The 26003-nt window shown below is 42.0% G+C and carries 25 protein-coding genes and 1 pseudogene; 10 read left to right on the top strand and 16 right to left on the bottom strand.

What is annotated here, in order from left to right; translation table 11 throughout:
• Window positions 1-122: pseudogene (locus IM475_RS11565) on the top strand (IS982 family transposase); the annotation flags it as partial.
• A gap of 161 nt (window positions 123-283) precedes the next feature.
• Here IM475_RS11565 and IM475_RS11570 read toward each other — a convergent pair.
• Both IM475_RS11570 and IM475_RS11575 read right to left on the bottom strand, forming a co-directional pair.
• Window positions 284-1558 carry an O-antigen ligase family protein gene (locus IM475_RS11570; protein WP_287727637.1) on the bottom strand — a complete coding sequence of 425 codons (1275 nt, stop codon included), beginning with the start codon at window positions 1556-1558 and terminating at the stop codon, window positions 284-286.
• 1 nt (window position 1559) lies between these two features.
• Window positions 1560-2390, bottom strand: a complete 831-nt coding sequence (locus IM475_RS11575; RefSeq protein WP_287727638.1) for a YaaW family protein — start codon at window positions 2388-2390, stop codon at window positions 1560-1562.
• 97 nt (window positions 2391-2487) lie between these two features.
• Here IM475_RS11575 and IM475_RS11580 point away from each other — a divergent pair, with 97 nt between their 5' ends.
• The 4 genes from IM475_RS11580 (at window position 2488) to IM475_RS11595 (ending at window position 6948) form a co-directional block, all read left to right on the top strand.
• Window positions 2488-3432: an NAD(P)/FAD-dependent oxidoreductase gene (locus IM475_RS11580; RefSeq protein WP_287727639.1), complete on the top strand. Its 945-nt coding sequence runs from the start codon at window positions 2488-2490 to the stop codon at window positions 3430-3432.
• 98 nt (window positions 3433-3530) lie between these two features.
• On the top strand, window positions 3531-3785 hold the full coding sequence (locus IM475_RS11585) for a DUF7219 family protein (protein ID WP_002740468.1): 255 nt from the start codon (window positions 3531-3533) through the stop codon (window positions 3783-3785).
• Window positions 3786-4164: 379 nt separating this feature from the next.
• On the top strand, window positions 4165-6228 hold the full coding sequence (locus IM475_RS11590; RefSeq protein ID WP_287727640.1) for an ABC transporter ATP-binding protein/permease: 2064 nt from the start codon (window positions 4165-4167) through the stop codon (window positions 6226-6228).
• Between the two features lie 186 nt (window positions 6229-6414).
• Window positions 6415-6948 (top strand): GNAT family N-acetyltransferase, encoded by a 534-nt coding sequence (locus tag IM475_RS11595; RefSeq protein WP_287727641.1) that lies wholly within the window; start codon window positions 6415-6417, stop codon window positions 6946-6948.
• Window positions 6949-7311: 363 nt separating this feature from the next.
• On the opposite strand, the gene IM475_RS11600 is transcribed toward IM475_RS11595, so the two are convergent.
• The 7 genes from IM475_RS11600 to IM475_RS11630 all read right to left on the bottom strand — a co-directional run bounded on the left by IM475_RS11600 (window position 7312) and on the right by IM475_RS11630 (window position 15058).
• On the bottom strand, window positions 7312-8286 hold the full coding sequence (locus IM475_RS11600; RefSeq protein ID WP_159249523.1) for an MvdD family ATP-grasp ribosomal peptide maturase: 975 nt from the start codon (window positions 8284-8286) through the stop codon (window positions 7312-7314).
• 105 nt (window positions 8287-8391) lie between these two features.
• Window positions 8392-9369 carry an MvdC family ATP-grasp ribosomal peptide maturase gene (locus tag IM475_RS11605; RefSeq protein ID WP_287727642.1) on the bottom strand — a complete coding sequence of 326 codons (978 nt, stop codon included), beginning with the start codon at window positions 9367-9369 and terminating at the stop codon, window positions 8392-8394.
• 276 nt (window positions 9370-9645) lie between these two features.
• Window positions 9646-9798 (bottom strand): microviridin/marinostatin family tricyclic proteinase inhibitor, encoded by a 153-nt coding sequence (locus tag IM475_RS11610; protein ID WP_287727643.1) that lies wholly within the window; start codon window positions 9796-9798, stop codon window positions 9646-9648.
• 549 nt (window positions 9799-10347) lie between these two features.
• Window positions 10348-11628 carry a rod shape-determining protein RodA gene (gene rodA, locus IM475_RS11615; protein WP_287727644.1) on the bottom strand — a complete coding sequence of 427 codons (1281 nt, stop codon included), beginning with the start codon at window positions 11626-11628 and terminating at the stop codon, window positions 10348-10350.
• Window positions 11629-11645: 17 nt separating this feature from the next.
• Window positions 11646-12707, bottom strand: a complete 1062-nt coding sequence (locus tag IM475_RS11620; RefSeq protein ID WP_002733003.1) for an Mrp/NBP35 family ATP-binding protein — start codon at window positions 12705-12707, stop codon at window positions 11646-11648.
• A gap of 295 nt (window positions 12708-13002) precedes the next feature.
• Complete coding sequence (locus IM475_RS11625; RefSeq protein ID WP_287727645.1) at window positions 13003-13794, bottom strand: MOSC domain-containing protein; 792 nt, start codon at window positions 13792-13794, stop codon at window positions 13003-13005.
• On the bottom strand, window positions 13781-15058 hold the full coding sequence (locus tag IM475_RS11630; RefSeq protein ID WP_287727646.1) for a glycosyltransferase: 1278 nt from the start codon (window positions 15056-15058) through the stop codon (window positions 13781-13783). Before IM475_RS11630 ends, IM475_RS11625 begins: the two co-directional genes overlap by 14 nt.
• Before the next feature lie 165 nt (window positions 15059-15223).
• Between IM475_RS11630 and IM475_RS11635 the strand changes: the two genes are divergently transcribed.
• The gene (locus IM475_RS11635) at window positions 15224-16384 is read left to right on the top strand and encodes a glycosyltransferase family protein (RefSeq protein WP_287727647.1); all 1161 of its coding nucleotides are present in this window, start codon (window positions 15224-15226) and stop codon (window positions 16382-16384) included.
• On the opposite strand, the gene IM475_RS11640 is transcribed toward IM475_RS11635, so the two are convergent.
• Together IM475_RS11640 and IM475_RS11645 are read right to left on the bottom strand one after the other, a co-directional pair.
• Window positions 16381-17697 carry an AtzE family amidohydrolase gene (locus tag IM475_RS11640; protein ID WP_287727648.1) on the bottom strand — a complete coding sequence of 439 codons (1317 nt, stop codon included), beginning with the start codon at window positions 17695-17697 and terminating at the stop codon, window positions 16381-16383. The genes IM475_RS11635 and IM475_RS11640 overlap by 4 nt on opposite strands.
• Complete coding sequence (locus IM475_RS11645) at window positions 17694-17870, bottom strand: DUF4089 domain-containing protein (RefSeq protein WP_002740449.1); 177 nt, start codon at window positions 17868-17870, stop codon at window positions 17694-17696. Before IM475_RS11645 ends, IM475_RS11640 begins: the two co-directional genes overlap by 4 nt.
• A 348-nt stretch (window positions 17871-18218) precedes the next feature.
• On the opposite strand from IM475_RS11645, the gene IM475_RS11650 reads away from it, so the two are divergent.
• The 3 genes from IM475_RS11650 (at window position 18219) to IM475_RS11660 (ending at window position 22180) form a co-directional block, all read left to right on the top strand.
• Complete coding sequence (locus IM475_RS11650; RefSeq protein ID WP_287657056.1) at window positions 18219-19820, top strand: B12-binding domain-containing radical SAM protein; 1602 nt, start codon at window positions 18219-18221, stop codon at window positions 19818-19820.
• 191 nt (window positions 19821-20011) lie between these two features.
• Window positions 20012-21427, top strand: a complete 1416-nt coding sequence (locus tag IM475_RS11655; RefSeq protein ID WP_287727649.1) for an ABC transporter substrate-binding protein — start codon at window positions 20012-20014, stop codon at window positions 21425-21427.
• A gap of 27 nt (window positions 21428-21454) precedes the next feature.
• Entirely contained in the window at window positions 21455-22180 is a 726-nt protein-coding gene (locus IM475_RS11660) for a WecB/TagA/CpsF family glycosyltransferase (RefSeq protein WP_287727658.1), read from the top strand.
• A gap of 6 nt (window positions 22181-22186) precedes the next feature.
• Here the strand turns inward: IM475_RS11660 and ureG are convergent, their stop codons facing one another.
• The 4 genes from ureG to psbP form a co-directional block, all read right to left on the bottom strand.
• On the bottom strand, window positions 22187-22783 hold the full coding sequence (gene ureG, locus IM475_RS11665) for an urease accessory protein UreG (RefSeq protein WP_287727650.1): 597 nt from the start codon (window positions 22781-22783) through the stop codon (window positions 22187-22189).
• Between the two features lie 175 nt (window positions 22784-22958).
• Complete coding sequence (locus IM475_RS11670) at window positions 22959-23546, bottom strand: Maf family protein (protein ID WP_287727651.1); 588 nt, start codon at window positions 23544-23546, stop codon at window positions 22959-22961.
• Window positions 23547-23679: 133 nt separating this feature from the next.
• Window positions 23680-24093, bottom strand: coding sequence for a hypothetical protein (locus tag IM475_RS11675; protein ID WP_287657047.1), 414 nt, complete (start codon window positions 24091-24093; stop codon window positions 23680-23682).
• A 177-nt stretch (window positions 24094-24270) separates the two neighbouring features.
• The gene (gene psbP / locus IM475_RS11680) at window positions 24271-24819 is read right to left on the bottom strand and encodes a photosystem II reaction center PsbP (RefSeq protein ID WP_002801162.1); all 549 of its coding nucleotides are present in this window, start codon (window positions 24817-24819) and stop codon (window positions 24271-24273) included.
• A 62-nt stretch (window positions 24820-24881) separates the two neighbouring features.
• Between psbP and IM475_RS11685 the strand changes: the two genes are divergently transcribed.
• Window positions 24882-25664: a tetratricopeptide repeat protein gene (locus IM475_RS11685; protein ID WP_287657044.1), complete on the top strand. Its 783-nt coding sequence runs from the start codon at window positions 24882-24884 to the stop codon at window positions 25662-25664.
• 74 nt (window positions 25665-25738) lie between these two features.
• Here the strand turns inward: IM475_RS11685 and psb34 are convergent, their stop codons facing one another.
• Window positions 25739-25918 (bottom strand): photosystem II assembly protein Psb34, encoded by a 180-nt coding sequence (gene psb34 / locus IM475_RS11690; RefSeq protein ID WP_024969104.1) that lies wholly within the window; start codon window positions 25916-25918, stop codon window positions 25739-25741.
• Between the last annotated feature and the right edge of the window lie 85 nt (window positions 25919-26003).

Consider the following 26003-nt stretch of genomic DNA (forward strand, 5'->3'; position numbering starts at 1 on the left):
ATTCCCGCCACCGCAGCCCTGTTAATTTTTGCGTTAATCTTCTCTGTGGTTTGATTGCTTACTGTCACCAGCCGAAAAAACCCTCCTTGAAGATGGAATGGGCTTTACCCCCCGCTGCTTAACCCGAACTGGGGTTATTTATAGCAGTTATCTTAATGGTGAAGTGCGAAGTTTTCGTTTTGTTAACTGTTCACTGAAAATGCTCCGGCGCTCCCTTCTCCCTTCTCCTCATCTCCCCAATTCATAATTCATAATTCATAATTCATAATTCCCAATTCATAATTCATAATTCATAATTTAACCTTTGACTCACCCCGGCAATAGCAGCCAAGAGAAACCAAACAATAGTATTAATCTTGACATCGGAGAGGGTGACATCGACGAGATTAAATAAAACACAAGCACCAAAGGCTACCAGATAGGTAAAGATAATTAACTCACCCCCGGCTTTTTGTTGCCGTAGAAAGATAAATAAACGCACCCCTTGGGCATAAATCCAACCCACCCAAGCAGACAATAAAATTAAGCCGATAATTCCCGTTTCTGCCATTAACATCAAATATAAATTATGGGGATGACCTAACCATAATCCCTGACTTTTTTCGTAGAGAGGTGTAAAACTGCGTAATCCCCAACCGAATAGGGGTCTTTCTTGGGTCATTTCTAGAGTAAAACGCCATTGAGTTGATCTGAGAGTAGCTAGAGGGCGATTGGGGAACATTTCATCGGATAATCGCGCCCAAATCGCCCTAGGAACCAAAAAACGCACACTATCCCTGAAAGGATTTGGTCCCCAAGAAGCGAGGGAAATCACCCCCCCCAAGAGGACAAAACCGGCGACTAAGGCATTCCAACCCAGATAAAGGGCGAAAATTAGGCCTCCTAAAAAGGCTAAGGCCCAAGCATTGCGAGAATTGCTTAAAAATAGCCCTACACTATCGATAAATATGGTTAAAGTTAAAAACCCGATTTTGAGATTTAAATTCCGATTTCTTTGTCTGTGCCACTGCCGCCAAGTTAGAATTAATAAACCGAGGGCTAAAATCAGAGTTATCAGTAAATAAGCCCCCAAAAGATTAGCATACATAAAAACCGAAGACATTCGCCCCAAAGGTTCACCCCCCACCCCGTAGGGCCAGGTAAAAATCCCTTTTAATGCTTCCGGTTTTTGCCAACCGAGAAAAATCTGTCCCCATCCCATCACCACGACCCAAACTGAGGGGATAACCATCACCCAAGCTAGTTGACGCAATTGAGAGGGTTTTTTAATTAATTGCCGAATATTGCTAAAAAAGAAGAAAAAAGGCAGGAAATTTCCTAAACCAATCCAAGCATCCCCCGGAGTTGGGGAAAGACTGGCACTAATCATTAACCAAAGTGTGACGATACCGAGACCTTGATTGAGACGTGACTGGATAATTGCCCGAAAATTGCCAGTAAAAACCCTAATTAAGACGATAATAATGCCGATACCCGCCAACTCCGGCAGGATCAGGGCGATAAAAACTGAAAAAAGTATTAAATTCCACTCCCACCCTTGACAAAAAATCTTTTTCATGTCATGCAGGTTGCCAACAATCGTCACGAGTCAGACGAATTTGGGCAAGGGCAAAAATAGTCGGGATAATCCGGCCGTAATCAGTGGCGATCGCCTTCCAACCGAGATCAGCAATAAACCAACCCCATAAAGCAGGTCCTGCCAAGCTTAACACGGTTCTGACGGCTCCGTAGCGGGCGGCAGCCCTAGTCATGCCCTGTTTAGCCGTTTGTAGGGCGATTTGATTGGCAATCGCTGTTCCTCCTTCAATTAAAGCTGTTTTTGCCCCTTGATAGCGGGCAAAATGGAGAGCGAACTGCCCGGCGATATGTTTGAGCAGAATCGGTTTCAGGATAGAATTAACGGCGATGACGCTACTGCCTTTGAGGACTATATCGAGGGGATTGTGTTGTAGGTGAACGGGTAAGGGTTGGGGAGTGCGGCAATCCGCGAGCGCCTTTTGAATTTGAATCGAGAGGGATTTTTGTTCCGATGGGGGGAGACGTTTCCAAGCTTTGTTAACGAGGTGAAGATAGATTTCCGCTTCAATTTCCGTTGTCGGCATTTTTTGGGAGTAGGGAACCTTGAGGAAATGACAGACACGAACCAGAATTTGACGATAACTAACTTTTTCAGTTTGACCTTTTAATACTGTCACACCATCGGCAGCCAAATAACGAAAACGATCCTCGACGCTATCTAACCAACTTTCCCAATCTTGACTTTGAACGGCGATGGCGTCCGGCGCTCGTAGATAATCGAGAGGGTTAAAACGACGGCAAAAGAGGATGTTAGTGATTTGCTGTAGTTCCTCCTCGGTGGCTAACTCCAAAGCTGTGCGTAGTTCGTCCAATGTGGTTTGTCCTCCTCAGCCCCAATAATCAACTTAGTTTCGCTAGTGCTGATTACTACTAATATTAACTCAAGGGTTCACAGGATTAGGAAGGCTAGTGACAAATTTTTCGATTAAGGTTGGGATCATTGGTGCGGGTTTAGCCGGGTTAACCTGCGCTCGTCAGTTGTGCGATCGAGGTTATACTGTTAAGCTATTTGATAAGTCTAGAGGCATTGGTGGTCGTTTAGCCACGCGACGGGTTAATCGAGCCAATCAAGAGATGGCTGTGGATCATGGCTTGCCTTTTTTGACTGTTCAGGGGGAAAAAACGGCGGCTTTAATTGATAATCTCCTGAGAGAGAATATAGTTACTTCTTGGTTTGATTCTAGCTATGTTGCTCCTTCTGGCATCAATAGCGTGGCGAAATTTTTAGCTCAAGGTTTAGAAATTGAACGAGATTTTCTGGTTACTCGTCTGGAAAATCGTCAAGAAAAATGGGTTTTAAACAATAACGGTCAAATTCGGGGAGAGTTTTCGGCGATTGTCCTAGCTATTCCCGCCCCGCAAGCAGCGTTATTGTTAGAAAACTCTCATATAACTACTATGCCAGAATTGCGATCAATCGTTTACGATCCCTGTTTAACGGTAATGGCGGGTTATGGCGCTTCTTTACCCGCAGTTGCTCCCTCCACCGCTATCGCTTGGTTAGGACTTGATAGCAGTAAACGGCAATCATCCCCTGATTATGTCTTTGTTGTGCATAGTAGTGGAGATTTTGCGGTTAAATATCTCGATAGCGAGGATTTAGAAGCAGTTAAGCTAGATTTACTCGCTCGCGCTTCTTTGCCTCTCCCGGATTGGTCTCAGATGCACCGTTGGCGTTATGCTTTAGTCCGTCAGGGTTTAGCTGTACCCTGTTTAAGTGTTAATAGTCCTTTACCTCTAGTTGCCTGTGGTGATTGGTGTCAAGGGGGAGATTTATCGAGAAATTCTTCCCTAGAAACGGCCTTAACTTCTGGGATAGCGGCAGCTAATCAAGTTCAGCAGCTACTCTCTTAAGAATCTAGAGACAGGTTTAAATTCTTAGGTTAAGCATAAGTTAACAAAAGTTTAAATATATAATAATGTAGATATCCTATACTGGGGGGTCGGTAACAATGGAAAAATTCAATTCTAAAGATAACTTTCTCTACCCTAAAACCAGCTACAGGGGTTTATTCACGCCACAAAATTTAGTTTTTAACGCTAACTTGCAGGAATTCGCCTTGAGAGTCTCTTTTATCGCTGGTTTACACAGTGGAGGAAAACTTACCTCCACGGAAGCTTACGAGAAAATTAACCAGCTTTGGCAAGAGTTGAATACCAGTCAAAAATTCCTACTAGCTAATCATTTTGAGGATCACGGAGATTGAGAGATGGGGGTTTTTCAGTGATCAGTAAACAGTATCTAAAGTGGCACAGTAACAAAAGTGGGTCAAGTAGTTATTAGTTATCTCAGAGCTTTCTCGCCATAGTTGGCAGTATTCTGAGAGACTGGGACTGGGTAAGTAGCGACTAATTCCGGTTTAGTCGTCAGAATCGAATATTCACAAGACTGCGGATTGTCCATCCGCTCCTGAGCATTTCGGCAGATGACTTAAGGTGATTTTGAGAGCATCAACGACCGGATCATAGGTCACTTTCGTCTTCGAGATAAAAATGTTACCAAAAGACAAAAACGGGTAATTCTCCCGCTACAATGTGATATTGAGTTGTCAAGAGAACAGTAAAAGAACTGCCAATTGCATCTAGATGCCCCAATATACTACTAAACAAGCAACGGAAAACCCTGTTGTGTCCGACCAGTCCGCCAAGAATCCCTTTTCACTATTTGGTCAATTTTGGGAAAGCCTAAAAATTGTGGCTCAACCCTATTGGTATCCAACGGAGTTAAATGGACGTGCCTTTGGAGATGTGATCATTTCTTGGGGAATGTCAGCTTTGATCCTCTTAAGTATCTTGGCAACGGTGGGGGTAGAAGCTTTTAGTAGCTACTGGAATCGTTATGTACTCGATATTATTATTGAAGATAGAGATCTTTCTAAATATCTAAATACGCTGTGGTTATCCAGTTTGTTGATTATAGGAACAACGGGGTTATTTGCTTTTTCTCAATTTATTCGTCGCAAAGTAGCCTTAGATTGGTATAAGTGGTTAACCAAACAAACCGTTAAAAAATATCTCAATTATCGCGCTTATTATAACATTGATTTTACCTCGAACTTAAAAAATCCCGATCAAAGATTATCTCAAGAAATTGAACCAATTACGACCATGACCATGAGGTTGTTAATCACCTTCGTGGAAAAAGGGTTACAAATGATTACTTTTGCGATTATTCTTTGGACAATTTCTCGGCAAATTGCGGTTTATCTAATAATTTATACGATCGCAGGAAATTTAATAGCAATTTATCTAACTCAAGAATTAAACAAAATTAATCAATCTGAACTTAATGATAAGGCGGATTATAGTTATGCTTTAACTCATGTGCGTAACCACGCCGAATCCATTGCTTTTTTTCAGGGAGAAGAGCAGGAAGAAAAAATCATTGAAGGCCGTTTTGAACGGGTTATTCAAAGCTCGGAAAACCTGATAAATTGGGAACGGTTTAATAATATTTTTAATCGAGGCTATCAGTCAGCAATTAGTGTATTTTCAATGTTTATTTTGACCCCTATGTTTATTCAAAATGAAATTGATTATGGAGAAATTAGTCAAGCAAGTTTATGTTGTTTTCTTTTTTCTAATGCCTTGGGACAATTAATTACTGAATGGGGAACATCGGGTAAAGTTTCAAGTTATATTGAACGGTTAGCTACCTTGACAGATGCCTTAAAAGTTGCTAGTGAAGAGCCGAAAAACTTAAGTCGTATTATCACCCTGGAAGATAATCGTCTAGCTTTTGAAAATTTTACCCTACAAACTCCCGATTATGAAAAGGTAATTGTGGAGAATTTATCGGTTTCTGTCCCTTTGGGAGAAAGCCTACTGATTATTGGCCCCAGTGGTCGAGGTAAAAGTTCCTTGTTACGAGCAATCGCCGGTTTATGGAAAGCAGGTAGCGGTCGTTTAGTGCGTCCTCCTTTAGCTAAAATGTTATTTTTACCCCAACGTCCTTATATTATCCTTGGCAGTTTACGCCAGCAATTACTTTATCCCCATGCCAATGATCAGGTGAGCGATGAAGAATTAGAAAACATCTTAAAAAAAGTCAACCTGCAACATTTATTAACTGACAAAAATAGCTTAGATAAAGAAGTAAACTGGGAACAAATTTTATCTCTGGGAGAACAGCAAAGATTAGCTTTTGCTCGACTATTAATCACTAAACCCACTTTTACTATCTTAGATGAAGCAACCAGCGCTTTAGATTTGGCCAATGAAGCCAGCTTATATCAGCAATTACAGGAAAGTGAAACCACTTTTATTAGTGTTGGTCATCGGGAAAGTTTATTTAATTATCATCGATGGGTCTTAGAGTTAACAGAAAATTCCCATTGGCAGCTGTCAACTGTAGAAGATTATCAGCGCAAAAAAGTGAATAACCTAGTGATGATGTCAAAAAAATCAGAAAATTTTTCGTCGGTAAAAATCGAGACTTTGTCTGAGGTTAAAACTGAGCATGATGCGGAAATTGCCGGAGTTTCTGAAATAGCCGAAGGTTTGTCCCATCAACAAATGCAGTCCCTAACTGATTATTCTTTAAGTAACGTTCGGAGTCGTGCCAGTTTAGGTAAAATCATTACTGCCAAAGATGGTTTTAATTATCGTTACGATAAAGACCCAAAAGCCTTAAAATGGGTGAGAATATAGCTAATGGGGTGACAAACAGATTGAAATTGAGACAGGGTGTGGGGTGTGGGGGGTAGGGTGTAGGGGGTAGGGAAAATTTTTCAGACTTCCCCCTCTCAGGAGAACTAGAGAATGAGGTTTTTGCTGGGTAAGTTGATTAACAAGCTACTAACTGATAACTGATAACTGGTATAGGAGTTTTATCAAATGAAAGCACTGGAAAAACTGGTGACGGAACGATTATATTTAGTCCCCTTAAAGCTTGAACTTCTCAAGGCCGCAATTATAGGTATCGATGAATTAGCAACAATTTTGGGGGTAAAAGTTGTAGCTGACTGGGCCGAACAAGAGTTGATTCAAGCTTTCCCTGATATTGCGAATATTTTGCTGCAATTCCCCTTACAAAATGAATGGGGATGGGGTAGTTTAATTATTCATCAAACAGAAAATACTCTTATTGGTCATGTGATGATCAAAATTATTCCTGATGCCACAGGTTTACCCACAGATGCTGTAGAAATTGGCTATCAAGTAGCGCCGTTATATCGACGACAAGGCTACGCATCTGAGGCGACAAAAGCAATGATGGACTGGACACTTTCTCAACCTGGTATGCAAACAGTGACCGCCGGCTGCGCTCCCGATAATATAGCTTCAAAGCGAGTTTTAGAAAAAATCGGCATGGATCTGATAGAAGCACGAGAGAAAGTCTTGGTCTGGAAATTAAGTAGGGTTTGCTGAAAAAGTTTGTTGGTGGGGTTAACGGATTTAGTATTACTTCCCACTTGATCACTCAATCCAAGCTTTTGGGGGGTTCTACCCCCCAAACCCCCCGTTGGGGGCGTGGCGCCGCCCCCAAACCCCCCGCGCATTAGTTTTTCGGTGGGATGCTTACACGCAGCCGCTGACGCATCTGTAATAATTTAAGAGTCACTCCCCTTGTAGGAGTATCTCTCCTGATATGTAGCCTATACTCAACGGATTTAGTATGATCGACGAATTTGCGTTATTTCAGCCTCTATTTTCAAGTCAGTAGTCGGGGGGGAAATCTGGAGTCAGAGCCTCGTCGATGCGATAAAATACTCTGGCTCTGTCTTTGCCGGTTTATGAGTTGACGAGAATTTCAGCGATTGCCTGGGAGATAGGAAAATAAGGAGGATAAAGTTCTAGCCAGAAAAACTCGCCAACGGGATTAATTTCTAAAAAGATATAACGTTCATCTGGTGTGACAATCATATCAATTGCACCATAATTGAGACCGAAATATTTCATTAATTCTAGTAGTTGTTTTTCAATAGTTTTCGGTAAATCGTAGGGTTGCCATTGTTGATGGAGCGCTCTTCCCTCTTTTCGCCAATCGTAGATAGCACCGTCTAATTGTTGGGAATTAATCGCCGCCGTAAATATTTGTTCACCGACGATAGTGATGCGTAATTCCAAAGCTTTAGGAATGTTTTCCTGAAAAGTCATGGGACAAAATTGCAAACCTTCCAAATTATCTAGGTCTTCCTTTGTAACAGGACTGGTAAAAACAACCATTTCCTCTTGCTTGTCTCCATAAATAGCAAATTGAGAAAGCATTTTAGTCACAATTCCCGTCGCTTCAAACTCCTGAGCAAATTGCTTGACAGCTTCAGGATTATTAGAAGTTAAAGTCCCCGGAATTAATAAACCTAATTGTTGCGCTACTTGTAACTGCAATTGTTTATGATTGGCATGATCTACCTTAGCAATTGGATCAAGATGAAAACCAGATAAACTAGCAATCATTCCTCGAATACTTAACCGACATTCCTTAAGAGAAGCTTCGCGAAATTGACTATCCATCCCATCGGGTAATTTTAGTCCGTATCTCATGCGTCGATACCAGACAGAAGAAACTTCTTTTAGCTCTAATTTTTGTTCTCCATCGGTAATAATTCCGCCTTTTTGACCGCCTGAGTAAAGATCAACTTTCACCTCTGTAGGGAAGCGATCGGTATCAAAACGGAAGGCTTTTTTCCCCATCGTTTCTATGGCTTTGATTACCAGAGGAATACTTTCATTATCGTGGCTAAAAGTAACAATTAAAACGGTCATAGATTTCCTTGATGATTTGGGATTGAGAATCCTGATTAGATTTTGGATTGAGAATCTTGATAATCCTAAAATCCTCAAAATCCTGATTAGGTTTTGGTTTGATTTTTAGCATACTAAAAAATCAGCGATCGCATTAGAAATAGGTAAATCTAAATCCCGTTCTAACATTCCCCACTCACCACAGGGATTAACTTCTAAAAAAACGTATTCTCCCCCAGGAGTTAAGATAAAATCAAAGGCCCCAAAATTCAACCCTAAATTAGCCATAAAAATCTGAAGTTGCTGCAATAGTGAATCGGGTAAAGTATGATGTTGCCAAGCACCCGGATCAATACCCGGTCTTCGCCAATCTACGGCAGAATTATTATACTGAGAAGATTCTAAAGCTCCCACAAATGTCTGTCCATTAACCACGACAACTCTCAATTCTAATTGTTTGGGAATTTCCGCTTGAAAAACCATAGGACAATAGCGTAAAGATTCCGCTTCCTCAAGGTCTTCTGCTTTCACCCTACTGGTATAAAGAAAAAATTCCGGCGATTCCATACTTCGGGCGATCGCAGTTAACAATTTACTCACCATTCGTCCCTGAACCTGGGAAAAAAACTCCCGGGCAGCATCAGGATTATTGGTAACTAAAGTGGGGGGAATAATTAAGCCAACTTCTGAGGCCAAACGAAGTTGTAATAACTTATTTTTAGCCTTCTCAATTTGCGCTAAATTATCTAACCAACGCGCTGACCTTAAACTATCCCAAAAACCGGCCAAAGTCGTCTGGGATTCTCGCACACAAACCTCCCGAAACTGAGGATCTAAATCCCCTGTTAGTTCAGGCTGCCAAATACGTCTTGTCCAAACAGATTGCACCTGTTGACTATCAATAGATTGATGGTTATAGGTTAATTGATAAAAACTTTTTTTCCCATTAAATTGGGCTGCTAATTGAACCTCTAAGGGAAATTTATCGGTATCTAAGCGAAAAGGTGTGGCTCCTTTTTTTTCTATCGCCTCAGCCACGCGGTCAATCGTGAAAAAATCGCCGCTATGGGTCAACAATAAAACAACTTTAGGCGATTCTTTCATGTCAATTGCAAATCTCTATATTTTAACCCATTTTAAGGCTTTTGGGCTGGTATTTATTGGCCAGAATCTCAATAAAAGGCGGCAAAAATTGCTGCTTTTGCTTAACTAATTGCAGTATTGGTTTTTTGTTGAGTAATTACTAAATTTAGTTGACAGCACTTCTCAGGATCTCAACGTGCAGTTTTTTGGCTGCAAGCCTTGCTTAGTGGAGCCTTTAGCTTTTTGTCTGTACGGTGTAATCAAGAAAAGTGCTGCAATTACTCAAGTCACCTGAGTTTAAAAGTCTTCCCAGTCAGAAGGGTATTTAAAGGTGTTCCCGTAGGTAGGCTCAGGGGAAGGAGACTTGATGGAAGATTCCTCTTTGCTTACGGACAAGAAACGAGCAAAGAAAGGAAGTGCTTTACCTTGTTGATCGTTGGGATATGCCATTGTTATTCCTCTGGTAATTTCGAGTGAATAGGTTTAATCACTCAGACAAAACTAACAACCAGTACTAACCCTTGAAAGCTTTGCTGTCCATGGCTTTCAGAATTGGGATTGTGCAAATAATTTGCCTTTGTTTGGGTGATGGAAAACATCATAAGCACTAATCCGGCCAATGTCAAGCACTTAAGAAAAATTTAAGAAAAATTTCCGCTAAATCATACTAAATCCTTTGATTATCGGCTATTTATGAGGACAGGCACTCATGCAAAAAGCACTCACGCAAAAGGCAAGTGGATAAAAATAAATAGATTAGTAGATTGGATGATTTAAATTGTAGTCCTTCGATTCGAGAGTTTTCTGGTGAAAGAAAGTTTTTTAATGTCGGTTATTGGCTCTCCCGTACCCAAGATCAACTCAGTGATCAGTGATCAGTAAACAGTAAACAGTAATCAGTAAAAAGATAGTAGGAAACTTCTATTTAATACTCCACACTTAAAACTCAAATCTGATAACTGATAACTGATAACTGATAACTGATAACTGCACAACTACTTAGTATAAACGCTTACGGGGGCGATAATTAGCCACGGATTCCACTAAACCCAAGGCGATAAAATTGGTTAATAAAGATGAACGTCCATAACTTAACCAGGGTAAAGGAATCCCTGTAATCGGGGCTAATCCCACGGTCATGCTAATATTAAGAATTGCCTGAAAAGCGATCATCGAGAGAACACCGATCGCTATTAAAGAACCGAAGTTTTCTTTGGCAGTATTAGCAATAACTAACAAACGCCAACAAACTAACCAGAAAGCTATTAAAACTAGAATACTGCCGACAAAACCGAATTCTTCCCCGACTACGGAGAAGATAAAATCGGTGTGTTGTTCGGGAATAAAATTTAATTGGGTTTGGGTGCCTTGGTGTAATCCCCTTCCCAATAATTCTCCGGATCCGATGGCAATGCGGGACTGAATTAATTGATAACCTCCCCCCAAAGGATTCTTTTCTGGGTCAAGAAATAGGGTTAAACGATCTTTTTGATATTCTTTTAATAAACCCCAAAAAACCTCGCCTAATTTACCCACTGCCAGATTAGTTGCCACCACGATGAAAGTAGATAAAAAACGGTAGGGAAGGGTAAACCAAGCAAGGACACCGATAATAATTGCTAAAACAATCCAAGCAGGAAAAAGTAAATTAAACAGAAAAACCGATGCGAGGGGAGATAAGAGGATAATCATCCAAGGCAGTTTCGCATTAGCCCAGTAAATCATGCCTAGGGTAATTGCCCCAAAGACTAATCCTGTCCCCAAGTCCGGCTGCGCCATAATTAACACCCAGGGGATGGCAGTGACGGCAAAGACACGAGCGATCGCAAAAAGATTATCGGCGGGACGATGATGTAGGAGGGCTGCTAGGGTGATAATTAAACCTACCTTGGCAAATTCCGACGGTTGCACGTTAAAACTGCCGATATTAATCCAACTTTGCGCCCCATTCGCCGTCACCCCTAGGACAATTACCGCAATTAGGGAGAGATTGGTAAGAAGATAGGTTAACCAGTGCCATTTCAGCAGACTTTCGTAACGACAACGGGCCAGAAATAAAGCGATCGCCACTCCCACGGCCCCGAATAACCAGTGTTGCCACCAATCGAGAGCGGTGGTATGTCTTTCGGCACTACGAATCATTAAACCACCGAAAACGGTTAAACCCGTCACCAAAACGAACAAAAGCCAATCAATTTGGGCTATATCCCGGAAAATGAAGCTAAACTGCTCACCAAAACCGCTTAGTTTCCTACTAATAAGGGACTGTCTTCTCACCATTTCTCTCCCCACATTTATTAACTATAGGCTGCTACGGATACTTTCGCCGCCACCTGACGAGCGATCGCTATCAGGGCTTTAGCTGAGGCCGATTCCGGTTGCCCCAAAACCACTGGTACACCAGTATCACCACCTTCCCGTAGGGCTATCTCCAGAGGCACACATCCCAGTAAAGGAATGCCCAATTCTTGCGAGGTTTTTTCCCCACCACCGGACCCAAATAGATCATAGGAGCGATCGGGCTGATCGGGGGGGATAAAATAACTCATATTTTCCACGATACCCAAAACCCGCGCTCCTAGCTGTTGGAACATTTTTAAACCCCGACGCGCATCAATTAAAGAAACCGTCTGGGGAGTGGTGACAATCACCGCACCCGCTAGGGGGACTGATTGAATTAAAGTTAATTGTGCATCCCCGGTACCGGGAGGCATATCGACGATTAAATAGTCTAAATCGCCCCAATTGACTTGATAGAGAAACTGACGGATAATGCCGTTTAACATCGGACCGCGCCAGATGACTGGTTGATCGGGGTTGATCAAAAAGCCCATGGAAACCATTTTGATGCCATGGTTAAAAGCGGGTTCCAATATCTCGCCATTTGCGCCCTGTACGGTCACTTGTGCGTCATTTAAGCCCAACATTGTCGGCGCGTTGGGGCCGTAGATGTCCGCGTCTAATAGCCCCACTTTTGCCCCTAAATGAGCCAAGGCGACGGCGATATTGACAGCCACGGTACTTTTCCCCACACCGCCCTTACCACTGGAAACGGCGATAATATTTTTAACCCCCTCCACGCCTTGGCGATCGGGTAAAGCTTTTTGTTGCGGGGTTTCGGCAGTTACCTCCACGGCGACACTTTCCACCCCGGGCAGCTGTTTAACGGCTTTTTGGCAGTCTTCCACGATAAATTCGCGCAAAGGACAGGCGGGAGTGGTCAAAACTAGGGTAAAGCTAACTTTTCCGCCATCGATCGCCACATTGCGGATCATGTTCAATTCCACTAGGCTTTTTTGCAGTTCCGGATCTTGAACGGGACGTAATACTTCTAAAATCGATGCGGTATCAAGGGGCATGGTTTCAGTGTCTCTAGTCAAGTATTGTTCTTATGGTTATTTATCTTAACCTTGATACCCGCACAGTTATCAGTGGCGAGTGGGGAGTTTTTTGCTGTGAACAGTGAACAGTAAGTAGTCGTGCAAAATTAATTTCCTAGTGAAGATAGGCAAGAGGCAATAGGCAATAGGCAAGAGCGGGGTTAGATATGTGTAATTAATTTTGCTTAGGTACTTAATCAGTGAACTGAAAGCTCACATCTGATAACTGATAACTGATAACTGATAACCTCTATCCCCCTAGATCTCTAGATCTCTAGATTACGGTAATAGGATCGCCGACTTTAATTGTACCTGTCTTTTCGGGGATGACATTTTCTCCGAACATGATGCCTCCGGGGAAACGGCGAAAAGTGCTTAAGGTTTTTAAAGGTTCTTGCTGGGGATTTCTCCTACCTGTTTCTTGATCGGTGGTGGTGATAATACAGCGACTACAGGGTTTAACCAGAGCATAATTTATCTCTCCAATTGTGATCTTTTGCCAACTACTTTCGCTAAAAGCTCGATCGCTACTAATAACAATATTAGGACGAAAACGATTCATCGGCACCGGTGCAACTAAACGCTGATTTAAGTCCTCTAAAGAAGCAGTATTAGTTAATAAAATTGGATAACCATCGGCAAAGCTGACGGGAGTATGATCATTCCCTGCATAGCGAGGATTCGCAGGACGTGGATAATCGGGAGATTGTCGCACTAAACGACAAGGAATGTCGAGAATTTTCTGGAACCATTCGGCAATTTCATCCCCTTGATCCATGGCTATGGTTTGAGATTCCCAGATTTGAACAGCTCTTTTTTCTCCTGTGAAATTAGGCTGAAAAGTCAGGGAATCTTGAGATGTTTTCAGAGAAAGTTTATCTCCTGTAATCGTGACAGAAACGGTGGCTAACTGCGGATATTCTCTTTGGGTGATAAATTTACCCTTGCCATCCACTAACATCATTTCTCGATCCCAGAGTAAACCTTTAGGAGTCACTTCAGATTGGGATAATTGAATACCTCGACAGGATTTAATCGGGTAGATATAGAGATCAATAACCTGCATTTTCTTTCAGTAGTTCTACATATTTTTTGGCCACATCTTTCCAAGTCCAGAGATTAACTTTATTGGGAATATCTTCGGGGAACAAGCGAGGAATTGGATTGAGGATAAATTGTTCTAAACAGTTGGCTAAACTGTCCGCATCTCCCCTAGGATAGAATTGCACTCTTTCGGGACAATTATATAATTCTACCTGTTCTTGAAACACTTCTAAATCGGAAGCGATAACGGGAATGCCTTGTAAAATGGCTTCCGCTATTGCCAATCCAAAACCTTCGTATTTTGAGGGAAATACCACACAGGAACAGGTTTGATAATAAAACTGCAAGGTTTCATAGTCTTGATAACCTAATCCCTTGATATGACTCTCAAAAATTTCTTGATTTTCCCGATAAAGTCGGGTACATTCTTTGAGATATTCTTGGTATTCTTGAGTTTTGGATTGTTGAGATAATTGCAGATTTCCATTAACTAGATTATCGGTTTCTTTACCGATCAAAACTATTTGAAATTTTAAACCTTGTTTCGCTAGTTTAATTGCCGCTTTGAGCAAAGTTAGATGATCTTTGTAGATACCAAAAGAGGAGGGAAAATAAAAAGTAACTAGCTCACTTTTGACTAAATCACTCTTGGGATGAGACTGCTCGACAAATCCTGCTAAGGGTACAGCTTTTAATTTACTAGCATAGGTAGCATTGGGAAAAACTTTTAAAACATCGTCTTTAGTTTTTTGGGAAATTGTGAAGAGTAGATCGGCCTTATCTAACCATTCTTTTAAGACTTCATTGTAGGGTTCTTGATAGGATTCTGAGTAAGTTAAGGGAGCAAATTGCCAAAAGACATCATAAATAATGCCACTTAAAGTAACCTTGACATTGGGGGGAGAAATCCGATTAGTCATCCCATACAAACAGTGATCAGCTTGGTAACGATTGATAATCTGGTTAATTCTTGATTCGATGCGTAAAAATTCAATTCTACGAGAGAAAAGACGATGAATATAATTCAGTCTTAGGGTTTTGTAAAAATTCGCTATAAGACCATAAAAATAGATTAATTTTGTCTCAAAACTCTGGGGATAAAAATCAAAATTTTCGTAGATAAGTTTATCGCAATCGGGCATTAAAGACTTAAAATATTCAATATCATTACGAGGGAGGATGATAATAATTTGTTCGACGTATTCTAATAAGCTAGGTATTAAAGAGATAATGACTCTTTCTACTCCTCCTTTGCGATAAAACACGATCGGGATGACAATTTTCATAGATTTTCTTGCAGATAGATATCAATAAAAAGATTGATTTTTGACTTGAACCTATTATATGATAGGCTCGAATTGTTCTACTGAGTCGAGAAATCGAGTTAAATTCAAGGAACTAAGACTCTATCACCCATCGCCCCTATTTTCCCTCGATCTTGGAGAAAAAGAGTGTCACAAGCTACTCCATCCCTACAATCTAATCTCAAACAATGGCTAAGGGCCAGCGCACCTTCCCTATTTCAAATTAAACAGCGTTTGAGCGCCCGTCGTTGGCCGAAAAAATCGATCGTTATTTACACAGAAAAATATCGTCCCATGCTTCCGGCGGAAATTTGGCAACGGGGGGCCAGTGGCACCCAGGCATCGGTGGCTTTTTTAGCGCAGGAATGGACGAAACGCGGCTATAAAGTGACGATTTTCGGCAATTGTGAGGGTATGGAAGGGGAAGAGGACGGTATTCGCTATGTTAATTATTACCAGATGAATTGGCAGGATCACTTTGAGACATTGGTGATCTCTCGTCATCCCACCTATTGCCGTCCGGATACCAAGGCAGAACGAATTTTTTTTGATTGGCAAGATATTAAAGTGCCGGCAGCCTCCTATACCCCCGAAATTTTGGCTAGATATGACAAAATTTTCTGTAAAAGCCAATATCAACGGGATTTACTGGATTTCTGTCCCGATAATCAATGTCCGATTGTTCCTAATGGTATCGATACTTCCCTTTTGGCTGTAAGTGAGACGGTGCCAGAAAGCGAGCATCTTCCCTATCGTCTAGTCTATGCCTCTCGTTATTATCGAGGCCTAGAGTCGATGTTAAAGCATGGCTGGCCGATTATCAAGGCGGCAATTCCCGCAGCCGAGTTACATCTCTACTATGGTTTTACTAAACGGGATGAAATTGGCGATCGCAGGGAATGGCGCGATAATTTAATCGCTTTGATTAAAGCTAGTGCGGGGGTAGTTGATCGCGGAATGATCGGTTATCGTCAACTAATCGAGGAAAAAGCGCGCTCTGCTATTCATTACTACGGTTGCACCTATCGTGAGATCGATTGTATTTCTGTGCGCGAGTCGGCAGTGGTGGGTTGTCTGCCAGTGGTGACGGATTTTGCTGTTTTTCGAGAAAAAGACTACTGTGTGAAAGTGCCGGGGGAAGTAACCGATCCGGCTACTCAGGAAGCTATAGCCCGGAAAATCGTCGAATTACTGAAAAATCCCCAGCTTTTAGCCCAAGAGCGCGAAAGATGTCGTCAAATTGCCCTAACTGACACTTGGGAGCGATCGGCCGCCGCTTGGTTAGATGTGATTGAAGCGGATTCTTAGGCAAGCATTTCCTCTAAAACCCTGGCTACCCTTAGGATTAAGTCTTCGCGATCGGGTGCGGCGATGATTTGTAAACCTAAAGGTAGCCGGGATGAACGTTTAATCGGCAAAGAAAGGGCAGGTAAACCGATAAAAGAAAAAGGTTGGGTGAATCTGCCTAAATTAGGTCTAATTAATAGCTCTTGCCCGTCAATAATCATTTTTTCTACTCCTAACGGCGGCGCAATACAGGGAATCGTCGGGGTGAGGATAATATCGACTTCGCTGAAAATCTCTCGCAGACGATCGCGATACCAACGGCGAAAACGTTGAGCCTGTAAATACCAGCTAGAGGGAATTAATGCCCCTGCCAAGAAGCGATCCCGGGTTGCGGGGTCAAAATCCTCTAATCTGGTCTGTAAACGCGGTAAATGCCAATTTGCGCCCTCGGAAGCGGTAATTATATAGGCGGCTGCCCTGGCGCGGGCGGTTTCGGGAATGGTGATTTTTTGGCTCACTCCTAAACGTTCGGCGATCGCTATCACCGCCTCGATTACTTCCGGTTCGGCTCCCTGCTGAAAATAATCATCGGCAAGGGCTATTTTTACGCCCTCTAAGCCATTTAAAGGAGCTTTAAGGTTATTTTTGGCAAAAAGACTCCAAATAGCCGCCATATCCGCCACATTGCCGCTAAAAAATCCCAGATGATCCAAACTACTAACGAACAAAAATAGGCCCTGACGGGATACGCGCCCAAAGGTGGGTTTTAGCCCCACTACGCCACAGCAAGCGGCGGGAACCCTCACCGAACCATTAGTATCGGAACCGAGGGCGAGAGGGACTAAATTAGCGGCAACGGCAGCGGCGGAACCGCCGGAGGATCCCCCCGAGACGCGACTAGGATCGCGGGGGTTGGCAGTGGCCCCATAATGGGCATTTTCGGTGACAAAACCGTAGGCGTACTCATCCATATTGGTCGCCCCCACCAAAACGGCCCCGGCTGCTTCTAGGGTTTGTATAGCGATCGCATCTTGTCCGGCGGCAGGGTGATCTCGATTGATTTTGGAACCGGCAAGGGTGACAATACCCTCGATATCAAAGAGATTTTTGACGGCGAAGGGGACTCCTGCCAAGGGGCCGACGGATTCCCCATTAGCGATCGCTTGATCGATTTTTTGGGCTTGAGCGAGCGCTCTAGGGTGTAAAATGTCGGTAAAGCAATTTAAATGGGTATTTTTCGCCTCTATCTCCGCTAAAGTCCGATTAATAACTTCTAAGGCGCTAGTTTGACGATTTTGGATCGCTCGAGCTAAATTGCTCACAGAAATAGTCATGGTTCAAAGCTGAGGGCGCTTTCCCCGTCATCCTCTAAGGGAAATTCTGTCACTAAACTGGCGATTTCTTGCAAGCGTTGCCAGTTTTCAACCACAGAATTTAAATAGCGATCGGGAATGGTTAAATCTAGGATTTTCGCCATGATTATAACGTATTCTTCTGGGTTATTCATAGATTTCGTTCCGGCTAGAGTGAAGGGGATCAATCGACACCTAGTTAAGCTGTGAAAATTGCTAGGATATAAGAGAAAATCTCCTGTAAATACAATAGCTATCCCTAGGGAGTAAGTATAACTTGAATTTGTTCTTGACCACCGACTCCCTAGGAGCATAACCTGAGATAGGATCCTAAAACTGTATATTGAGATATTTTCCCCTCCTTCACCTCCAGATTAAATTAAACTTATATATGACCAAAAACAAGAGGGAACAAGTCTCCCCTTTCAAGAGAATGACAATTAAAAACTACTGAAGACTGCTGGTAGTCACTGATAACTGGTAACTGATAACTGATAACTGAAATGACCATCTTACAAGACGAAAAACTCCTCTTCACTCCCGCAATACCCCACAGTGATGCCCTTAGAACTATTTTTGCTTTTCCTAATCAGTATTCTGTCGGTATAACCAGTTTAGGTTATCAAATTGTTTGGGCAACTTTAGCCCTGCGATCAGATATACAAGTTAGTCGTTTATTTACGGATTTTCAAGAATCTTTACCCCGTTATCCCGAATTAGTCGGCTTTTCCTTTTCTTGGGAATTAGACTATGTTAATATCCTCTCGCTGTTAGAATCTTTAGAAATTCCCTGTCACAGTCATCAAAGGCAAGATCAGCAGGCGATAATTTTCGGAGGAGGACCAGTTTTAACCGCTAATCCCGAACCTTTTGCCGCTTTTTTTGATGTAATTTTATTGGGAGATGGTGAAAATTTAATTGCTGATTTTATTAATGCCTATCAAGAGGTTAGAAACGCTGATCGCCCGACAAAACTCCGTCATTTAGCCCAGGTTCAGGGGGTGTATGTTCCTAGTTTATATACCGTTAATTATGATAGTCCTGAAGGTGAAATTACGGCAATTCTACCCATAGATAATAATGTTCCTACCTTTGTTAGTAAACAAACCTATCGCAGTAATACCCTTTCAGCTTCTACGGTAGTAACAAAACAAGCGGCATGGGAGAATATTTATATGGTAGAGGTGGTGCGAAGTTGTCCAGAAATGTGCCGTTTTTGTTTGGCTAGTTATCTAACTTTACCCTTTCGTACCGCTAGTTTAGAATCTTTAATTCCCGCCATTGAAAAAGGTTTAAAAGTGACCGATCGCCTGGGTTTATTAGGTGCTTCTGTCAGCCAACATCCTGAATTTGAAACCTTACTCGATTATCTTTTTCAACCAAAATTTGAGGGAGTTAGACTCTCGATCGCTTCAGTTAGAACTAATACTGTCACGGAAAAATTAGCCAGAATTTTATCCCTAAGAGACAGCAAATCAATTACTATTGCCGTAGAAAGTGGTTCCGATCGCTTGCGGGAAATTATCAACAAAAAGTTAGCCAATGATGAAATTATCCAAGCTGCTATTAATGCTAAAGCGGGCGGTTTAAAAGGGATAAAACTCTATGGTATGGTGGGAATACCGGGAGAAGAAGCCGAAGATATTGGGGCAACTGTGGAAATGTTAATAGCCTTAAAAAAAGCCGCCTCTGGACTGCGAATCTCTTTCGGTTGCAGCACCTTTGTGCCTAAATCCCATACTCCTTTTCAGTGGTTTGGAGTTAATAAAATGGCCGAAAAAAGATTAAAATATCTAGAGAAACAATTAGGTAAACAGGGCATAGAATTTCGCCCAGAAAGTTATAATTGGTCAGTGATTCAAGCCCTATTATCTAGAGGCGATCGCCGCTTGACTTCCCTGTTAGAATTAACCCGTGGCTACGGTGATTCTTTAGGCAGTTATAAACGGGCTTTTAAGGAACTAAAAGGACAAATTCCCCCTCTAGATTATTATGTTCATCAACAATGGCGTTTAGAACAGGTTTTACCCTGGAGTCATTTACACGGTCCTTTATCCTCCAATGTTTTAATAAAACATTTAGAAGATTCCCAAACAAAAAGGTAAAGTATCGCTAATAAGCTAAGACGCATTTCAACAATGTCTTGACTATCAGAACCCAAATGAGGTATTCTATCGAGGTAGATCGTATAGTGGTGACATTCAGACTTGAATTAGCATATTAAAAGCAAAAAAATGTTACTTTTATTAACATAAATCTCGATTAAACCATTAATTTAATCTTAGTTGATCAGCCCATGAGCCAGAAAAATGAGACCGTTACCCTGCTTTTAGCCCTGCTGATTACCCTAATATTTTTTGGGGCTGGTGGTTGGTGGTTATACAATCGTTTTCAAGGATCAAATAACCCAACCAATCTTTCTGAAATCGAGAAAATATCACCAGAGCAAAAATCGGTATCGCCACAAGCAAGATTTAGTCAAGGTGAAAACTTATTAATAGTTGAAGGGGCTTCTTCTGACAAACAAGCCGCCATACAAGCTCTCGGGAAAGGAGACTTTCAGCAAGCAGTTTACCTCCTAGAAAAATCCCTGAAAACTAATCAAAATGATCCTGAAGCTCTCATCTACTTAAATAACGCCCGTATTGGTCAAGCTAAGTCCCATAGTATCGCCGTTTCCGTGCCAATTGGTAGCAATGTCAACACCGCCCTAGAAGTTTTACGAGGAGTTGCCCAATCTCAAAATCAAATCAATCAAACTGGAGGAATTAATGGCACTCCTTTAAAAGTTCTTATTGCTGATGATGCTGATAATCCCGAAATTGCCGCTCAAATTGCCCAAAAATTAACGGCTGACAACAGCATTTTAGGAGTAGTAGGACACACTAGCAGTGACACCTCTTTAGCGGCGGCCGCTATCTATCAAAAAGCAGGATTAGTAATGATTTCCCCCATCAGTACCTCAGTTAAACTCTCCAATTTTGGTGACTATATCTTTCGTTCTGTTCCCAGTGATTTTGTGGCGGCACGGGCATTAGCCGAATCTAGCTTACAAAAAATTCCTAACGTCAAAGCAGTGGTATTTTTTAACTCCCAAAGCAATTATAGTCAATCCCTAAAATCTGAATTTACCACCGCTTTAGGATTAGGAGGAGGTCAAGTGGTGAGTGAATTTGATCTATCTTCCCTCACTTTTACCCCTTCTAAAAGCCTCCAACAAGCTCAACAGGAGGGAGCAAATCTCATCGCCCTTCTTGGGGATAGTGGTACCCTAGATAAGGCTTTGCAGGTGGTTCAGATCAATGGCCAAAAATTACCGATTGTGGCGGGTGATGACGTTTATAGCCCCAAAACTCTGGATGTAGGCGGAAAAAATGCCCTTGGCATGATTGTCGCTGTCGCTTGGCATTTGGGGGCTAATCGGAACAATCCTTTTGTGAATAATTCCCGCCAATTGTGGCAAGGAGACGTAAATTGGCGCACTGCTACCGCCTATGACGCTACCCAGGCTTTAATCGCTGGAATTAAGGCAGAATCTAGCCGAGAGGGAGTTCAACAGGCGTTAAGAAGCAGTGATTTTTCTGTCCCCGGGGCGACTAATCCAGTGCGATTTTTACCGTCTGGCGATCGCAATCAATCCGTGCAATTAGTGGTAGTTAAACCAGGTTCTCGTTCTAGTTTTGGGGTAGATTTTGTGCCAATTTCTCGATAAAATGACAACTAAATCAAGATGACTTATATGTTAGAAACTCCCCCCAAATATTCTGTTCTTGGTTTACCGGTTCATCTCCTCGATAACTACAGTCGTTGGTTAATCGATCGCCTCTATCAAGGTTTTGGTTCCCACGTTGTCACTCTTAATGCAGAAATGGCAATGTTAGGGGAAAATGATGCCAAAGTAGCCCAAGTTATTCGGGAAGCAGATTTAGTTATTCCCGACGGCGCGGGGATTGTCATTTACTTAAAATTAAGAGGCAGAAAACAAACCCGCTGCCCCGGTATTGAATTATCAGAATCCTTAATTACTGAGTTAGGAATGCAGGGAGAAAGTTCTCCTATTGCTTTTTTTGGTGGTAAACCGGGGATTACGGAACAAGCGGCAAGTAATTGGCAAAAAAAGATACCTAATATCCGTATTCTGGCTAACCACGGTTATCTATCCTCCCAGGAAATGTCCGATTGGATCGAGGTATTAAAAGATCAACAACCGCGGTTAATTTTAGTTGGTTTGGGAGTACCCCGACAAGAATATTGGATTAGGGAACATCGCCATCTCTGTCCCCAAGCTATCTGGGTAGGTGTGGGGGGCAGTTTTGATATCTGGTCTGGTACAAAAATCCGCGCCCCTCGCTTTTTCTGTGACAATAATTTAGAGTGGTTGTATCGACTCTATCAGGAACCTTGGCGCTGGAAAAGAATGTTAGCTTTACCTAAATTTTTCTGGCGCTCTCTTTTTTATTCCTAGTAATAGTTAGTATAAATTCTTTTCGATAAAGGCAATCACTCGCTCTAATCCTTCCCGTGTTTTTAAGTTGGTGAAGATAAAGGGTTTATCCCCGCGCATCTTTTTGGCATCTCTATCCATCACTCCTAAATCTGCCCCCACCATCGGGGCTAAATCTATTTTATTGATTACCAATAAATCCGATTTGGTGATACCAGGTCCCCCCTTGCGAGGGATTTTATCTCCGGCTGCCACGTCAATCACATAGATGGTTAAATCTACTAATTCGGGGCTAAAGGTTGCCGCTAAATTGTCCCCACCACTTTCCAGAAAAATTAGCTTTAAGTTAGCAAATTTTCTCTCTAACTGTTCAATGGCAACTAAGTTAATTGAGGCATCCTCGCGAATAGCTGTATGGGGACATCCTCCCGTTTCTACTCCTAAAATTCTTTCCGGGTCTAAAGCTTGCGATCGCAATAAAAATTGGGCATCTTCTTGAGTATAAATGTCATTGGTGACTACGGCGATCGGATATTGATCCCGCAAATTTTTACACAGGGCATCGAGCAGGGCTGTTTTTCCTGAACCCACTGGACCGGCAATTCCCACGCGCAAGCAAGACATAGTTTTTTCGGGAAAAAGTGAAAAGGAAAGGGTTAAAAATTTTGGGGCTATCCGATAGAAAAAAGAGGGGTTCGCAGGGCGACACGGATTCCCATTATAATAAAAGGTTAACACAAATCTGAGAATTTGTCAAGCCCTTTTGTCAATAAATTTGGGGAAATTATCGGCAAAAAGATCACCAAAAGTCAGTGATTTGGTAGCCAAAATCCGTTAACATCTGCCTAAATAGGGGTAAACTTAAACCGATAACATTACTGTGACATCCCTCTAATCTTTCCACGAATAGACCCCCCTTTCCTTCTAGGGCAAAACAGCCGGCACATTTGAGGGGTTCTTCGGTGTCAACATAGGCAATAATTGTTTCATTGCTGATATTGGCAAAGTGAACTTTAGTAATCCCACAACGAGTCAAGGTTTGATGATTAACTCGATCAATTAAAGCATGACCTGTATAGAGTGTACCCACCCGACCGCGCATTTTTTGCCAACGATTGATCGCTTCTGATTTATCCTTGGGTTTGCCATAGACTTCCCCCGCTACTTCTAAGACGGAATCACAACCAAGAATTAATCCTGTATCAAATTGGGGGGCGATCGTTTGCGCTTTACATTGGGCTAAAGTTTGGACAAGATGGAGAGTATCATCGGCATTAATTGTCGATTCATCAAAGTTACTCACTCGCACAATCGGATCGATTCCTACCATTTGTAAAAGTTTTTTACGCGCAGGAGAAGCGGAAGCAAGAATCAAGGGAATGGACATAGTTTTTTCAGTCAAAAGAGATAGGAGATAGTTAGGTAGGGTGGGTTAGGCAATGACAAATTATTAGAATTAATTATTAATTGATCTATTGGCCGTAACCCACCATCAGTTATCAGTTTTTTAGCTATTTCTGCTAAGAATTGGCAGGATTTTCGGGGGGAAAATAACGATCTAAAATCTCAACCATGCGTGATTCTCTTTCTTCAATTTTGTCAAATCGATTGTAAAAATCTGACTGAACCTCATAAAAATCCGACATCGATCGAGTTAATTGTCCTAGCAGTTGATCAAGTCCCCGTCTGTCTTTTTCCCATTCTTTTTTAGACTCAGCAAGACTATTAGTTAACGCTTCGATCGATTTAGCGTTAGAATTAGCGATCGCTCTAGTTTCTTTTAATCCCTGATTGGTTTCCTGTAGTCCTAATTTAATCTCCTGTAATCCTAATCTAATCTCCTGTAGTCCTGATTTAATCTCCCGTAGTTCTGTTAGGGTATTTTCAGCAAGAGATTCGAGTCTATCTAGTCTATTTTCTTCCGAGTTACTCATATTCAGTTACTGGTTATCAGTGATCAGTTACCAGTAATCAGTTATCAGTTACCACACTCCACTTCCCCACCGATTACTGATCACTGATTACTGTTCACTTTTTTAGGATTCGGTCGTCAGGAGATTACTTTTATTTATTATATTTCCCCTATTGCCTATTGCCTGTTGCCAGTTTCCCTAACTAACCGAGAAAGAATCAACGATAGTTTCAAAGAGTTCTTGAATTTGAGTCCAACGTTTTTGGGAAGTGGAAAGATTAAAAGAATAGAGTTTATTATTATTAACCGTGACGCTGGCCAGATTATGACGTTCTTGGCCGTTGGCTAATTTAACTTGATATTCGAGGATATAATAATCTTGTCCGTCGATTTGATGGGATTCTGAGCGAATTAATTCTACTTCCTTATCGAGATTGGGGTTAAGACTATTATTTTTCAGGAGACGATAGCCAACTTCCGAGGGTGTCCCTAAATCTGTTAAGGTTTTATTGTCGGGGACGGGGTTGATAATAACGCTTAAATTTTCGCTCGTTTCGATCAAGTCATGAAAAACCACATCTACTCCCGCAACTTTTTTCACATCCACCTGCGTCCAACCCTTAGGATATAAAAATTGATAGCCTTGGCTGCCACTGGTGTATCCTTGCAGTCCAGCGATGGGAGTTGTACAACCGGTGAAGAGGAGGGTGGTAATTAGGAGGAAAGTCGCCAAAAGAGATTTAATCATGATATTTTGACCTGTAAGTAGGGCTGTTTAATTTTACCTTGAATTGTTTAGGTGAACGGATTATGAAAATTAAGAAAAAATTGACAATTATTATAGCTATAGCGACTTTTTTACTGACTATCTCTCCCCTAAGCGCTCAAACTACCGCTAACCCCGTGAAAGCTGTAGAATTTTATAATCGGGGGGTGGATCGTTTAACCGCAGGGGATTACTCAGGGGCGATCGCAGATTTTACTCAAGCTCTACAATTAGAACCGAAGGATGCCGATGCTTATTATAATCGCGGCTATGCGGAGTTAGTTCTCGGCCAGTACGAGCGAGCGATCGCAGATTATACCCAGGCCTTGACAATCAACTCTAATTATGTTAACGCTCTCGGTAATCGTTGTTATGCCTATTATCTGACGAAAAAATACGAGGCAGCCGTGGAAGATTGCACAAAAGCGATCGCTTTAAACGGAAATTTTGCTGATTTCTTTATTTATCGCGGTAATGCTAAGGATGACTTGGGAAGACACCTAGAAGCGATCGAGGATTACACAAAAGCTTTGAGTTTACAGGGAACTAGAGGACAGGATCGCATTTTCTATAATCGCGCCCTGTCCTATAACCGAGCCGGACAGCAGGAAATGGCTTTAAGGGACTATGATGAGAGTCTGAAAATCAATGCTAATTTTGCCGAAGCGTACCACAATCGGGGTTTGACCTATTATAAATTGGGAAACAGGGAAAAAGCGATCGCTGATTTAGAGGAGGCGGCCCGTCTAGCGTTATCTCAGGGTAAACAGGGGACTGCGGCTAAGTCTCAGTCAGCAGTGGCATTAATTCAGGGTCAAAAGCCTTAAAATAGGGAGTAGTTGTGATATTAGCGGTAAAGAGGAGTGAAAGGGGCTAAATCGCAACTACGAGGGACTAAATTTTAGCCAGCTTGAGATGCGTAAAAAGCGACGGCTAACAGTCCACCGACAAGTGTGATCGCAGCAACACCCCAGAAAAGATAATTACGTTGTTGCGATTTAGTCGGGGGAGCCGCTTGATAAACTTTCGGTTCGGCGGCGAAATTATTTAAGCGTCCACCTTCTTCGTTTGTATAAGGCATAATCAAAACCTCAAATATGACAATTTTTCAGGAAAAAAATCCTCTTATTACAATACTACAACATATTAGTAACCGAGTCGGGGAT

The sequence above is a fragment of the Microcystis sp. M061S2 genome (assembly GCF_020245605.1).
Classification (GTDB): Bacteria; Cyanobacteriota; Cyanobacteriia; order Cyanobacteriales; family Microcystaceae; genus Microcystis.

Bases quoted from the DNA above. Each gene is read 5' to 3' on its own strand.
- IM475_RS11610 (WP_287727643.1), bottom strand. From the start codon at position 9,798: ATGGCATATCCCAACGATCAACAAGGTAAAGCACTTCCTTTCTTTGCT.
- IM475_RS11620 (WP_002733003.1), bottom strand. From the start codon at position 12,707: ATGCCCCTTGATACCGCATCGATTTTAGAAGTATTACGTCCCGTTCAA.
- psb34 (WP_024969104.1), bottom strand. From the start codon at position 25,918: ATGCCTTATACAAACGAAGAAGGTGGACGCTTAAATAATTTCGCCGCC.
- IM475_RS11655 (WP_287727649.1), top strand. From the start codon at position 20,012: ATGAGCCAGAAAAATGAGACCGTTACCCTGCTTTTAGCCCTGCTGATT.
- IM475_RS11685 (WP_287657044.1), top strand. From the start codon at position 24,882: ATGAAAATTAAGAAAAAATTGACAATTATTATAGCTATAGCGACTTTT.
- IM475_RS11590 (WP_287727640.1), top strand. From the start codon at position 4,165: ATGCCCCAATATACTACTAAACAAGCAACGGAAAACCCTGTTGTGTCC.
- IM475_RS11670 (WP_287727651.1), bottom strand. From the start codon at position 23,546: ATGTCCATTCCCTTGATTCTTGCTTCCGCTTCTCCTGCGCGTAAAAAA.
- IM475_RS11630 (WP_287727646.1), bottom strand. From the start codon at position 15,058: ATGAAAATTGTCATCCCGATCGTGTTTTATCGCAAAGGAGGAGTAGAA.
- IM475_RS11650 (WP_287657056.1), top strand. From the start codon at position 18,219: ATGACCATCTTACAAGACGAAAAACTCCTCTTCACTCCCGCAATACCC.
- IM475_RS11660 (WP_287727658.1), top strand. From the start codon at position 21,455: ATGTTAGAAACTCCCCCCAAATATTCTGTTCTTGGTTTACCGGTTCAT.
- rodA (WP_287727644.1), bottom strand. From the start codon at position 11,628: ATGGTGAGAAGACAGTCCCTTATTAGTAGGAAACTAAGCGGTTTTGGT.
- IM475_RS11625 (WP_287727645.1), bottom strand. From the start codon at position 13,794: ATGCAGGTTATTGATCTCTATATCTACCCGATTAAATCCTGTCGAGGT.
- psbP (WP_002801162.1), bottom strand. From the start codon at position 24,819: ATGATTAAATCTCTTTTGGCGACTTTCCTCCTAATTACCACCCTCCTC.
- IM475_RS11570 (WP_287727637.1), bottom strand. From the start codon at position 1,558: ATGAAAAAGATTTTTTGTCAAGGGTGGGAGTGGAATTTAATACTTTTT.
- IM475_RS11640 (WP_287727648.1), bottom strand. From the start codon at position 17,697: ATGACTATTTCTGTGAGCAATTTAGCTCGAGCGATCCAAAATCGTCAA.
- ureG (WP_287727650.1), bottom strand. From the start codon at position 22,783: ATGTCTTGCTTGCGCGTGGGAATTGCCGGTCCAGTGGGTTCAGGAAAA.
- IM475_RS11595 (WP_287727641.1), top strand. From the start codon at position 6,415: ATGAAAGCACTGGAAAAACTGGTGACGGAACGATTATATTTAGTCCCC.
- IM475_RS11645 (WP_002740449.1), bottom strand. From the start codon at position 17,870: ATGAATAACCCAGAAGAATACGTTATAATCATGGCGAAAATCCTAGAT.
- IM475_RS11600 (WP_159249523.1), bottom strand. From the start codon at position 8,286: ATGACCGTTTTAATTGTTACTTTTAGCCACGATAATGAAAGTATTCCT.
- IM475_RS11605 (WP_287727642.1), bottom strand. From the start codon at position 9,369: ATGAAAGAATCGCCTAAAGTTGTTTTATTGTTGACCCATAGCGGCGAT.
- IM475_RS11585 (WP_002740468.1), top strand. From the start codon at position 3,531: ATGGAAAAATTCAATTCTAAAGATAACTTTCTCTACCCTAAAACCAGC.
- IM475_RS11675 (WP_287657047.1), bottom strand. From the start codon at position 24,093: ATGAGTAACTCGGAAGAAAATAGACTAGATAGACTCGAATCTCTTGCT.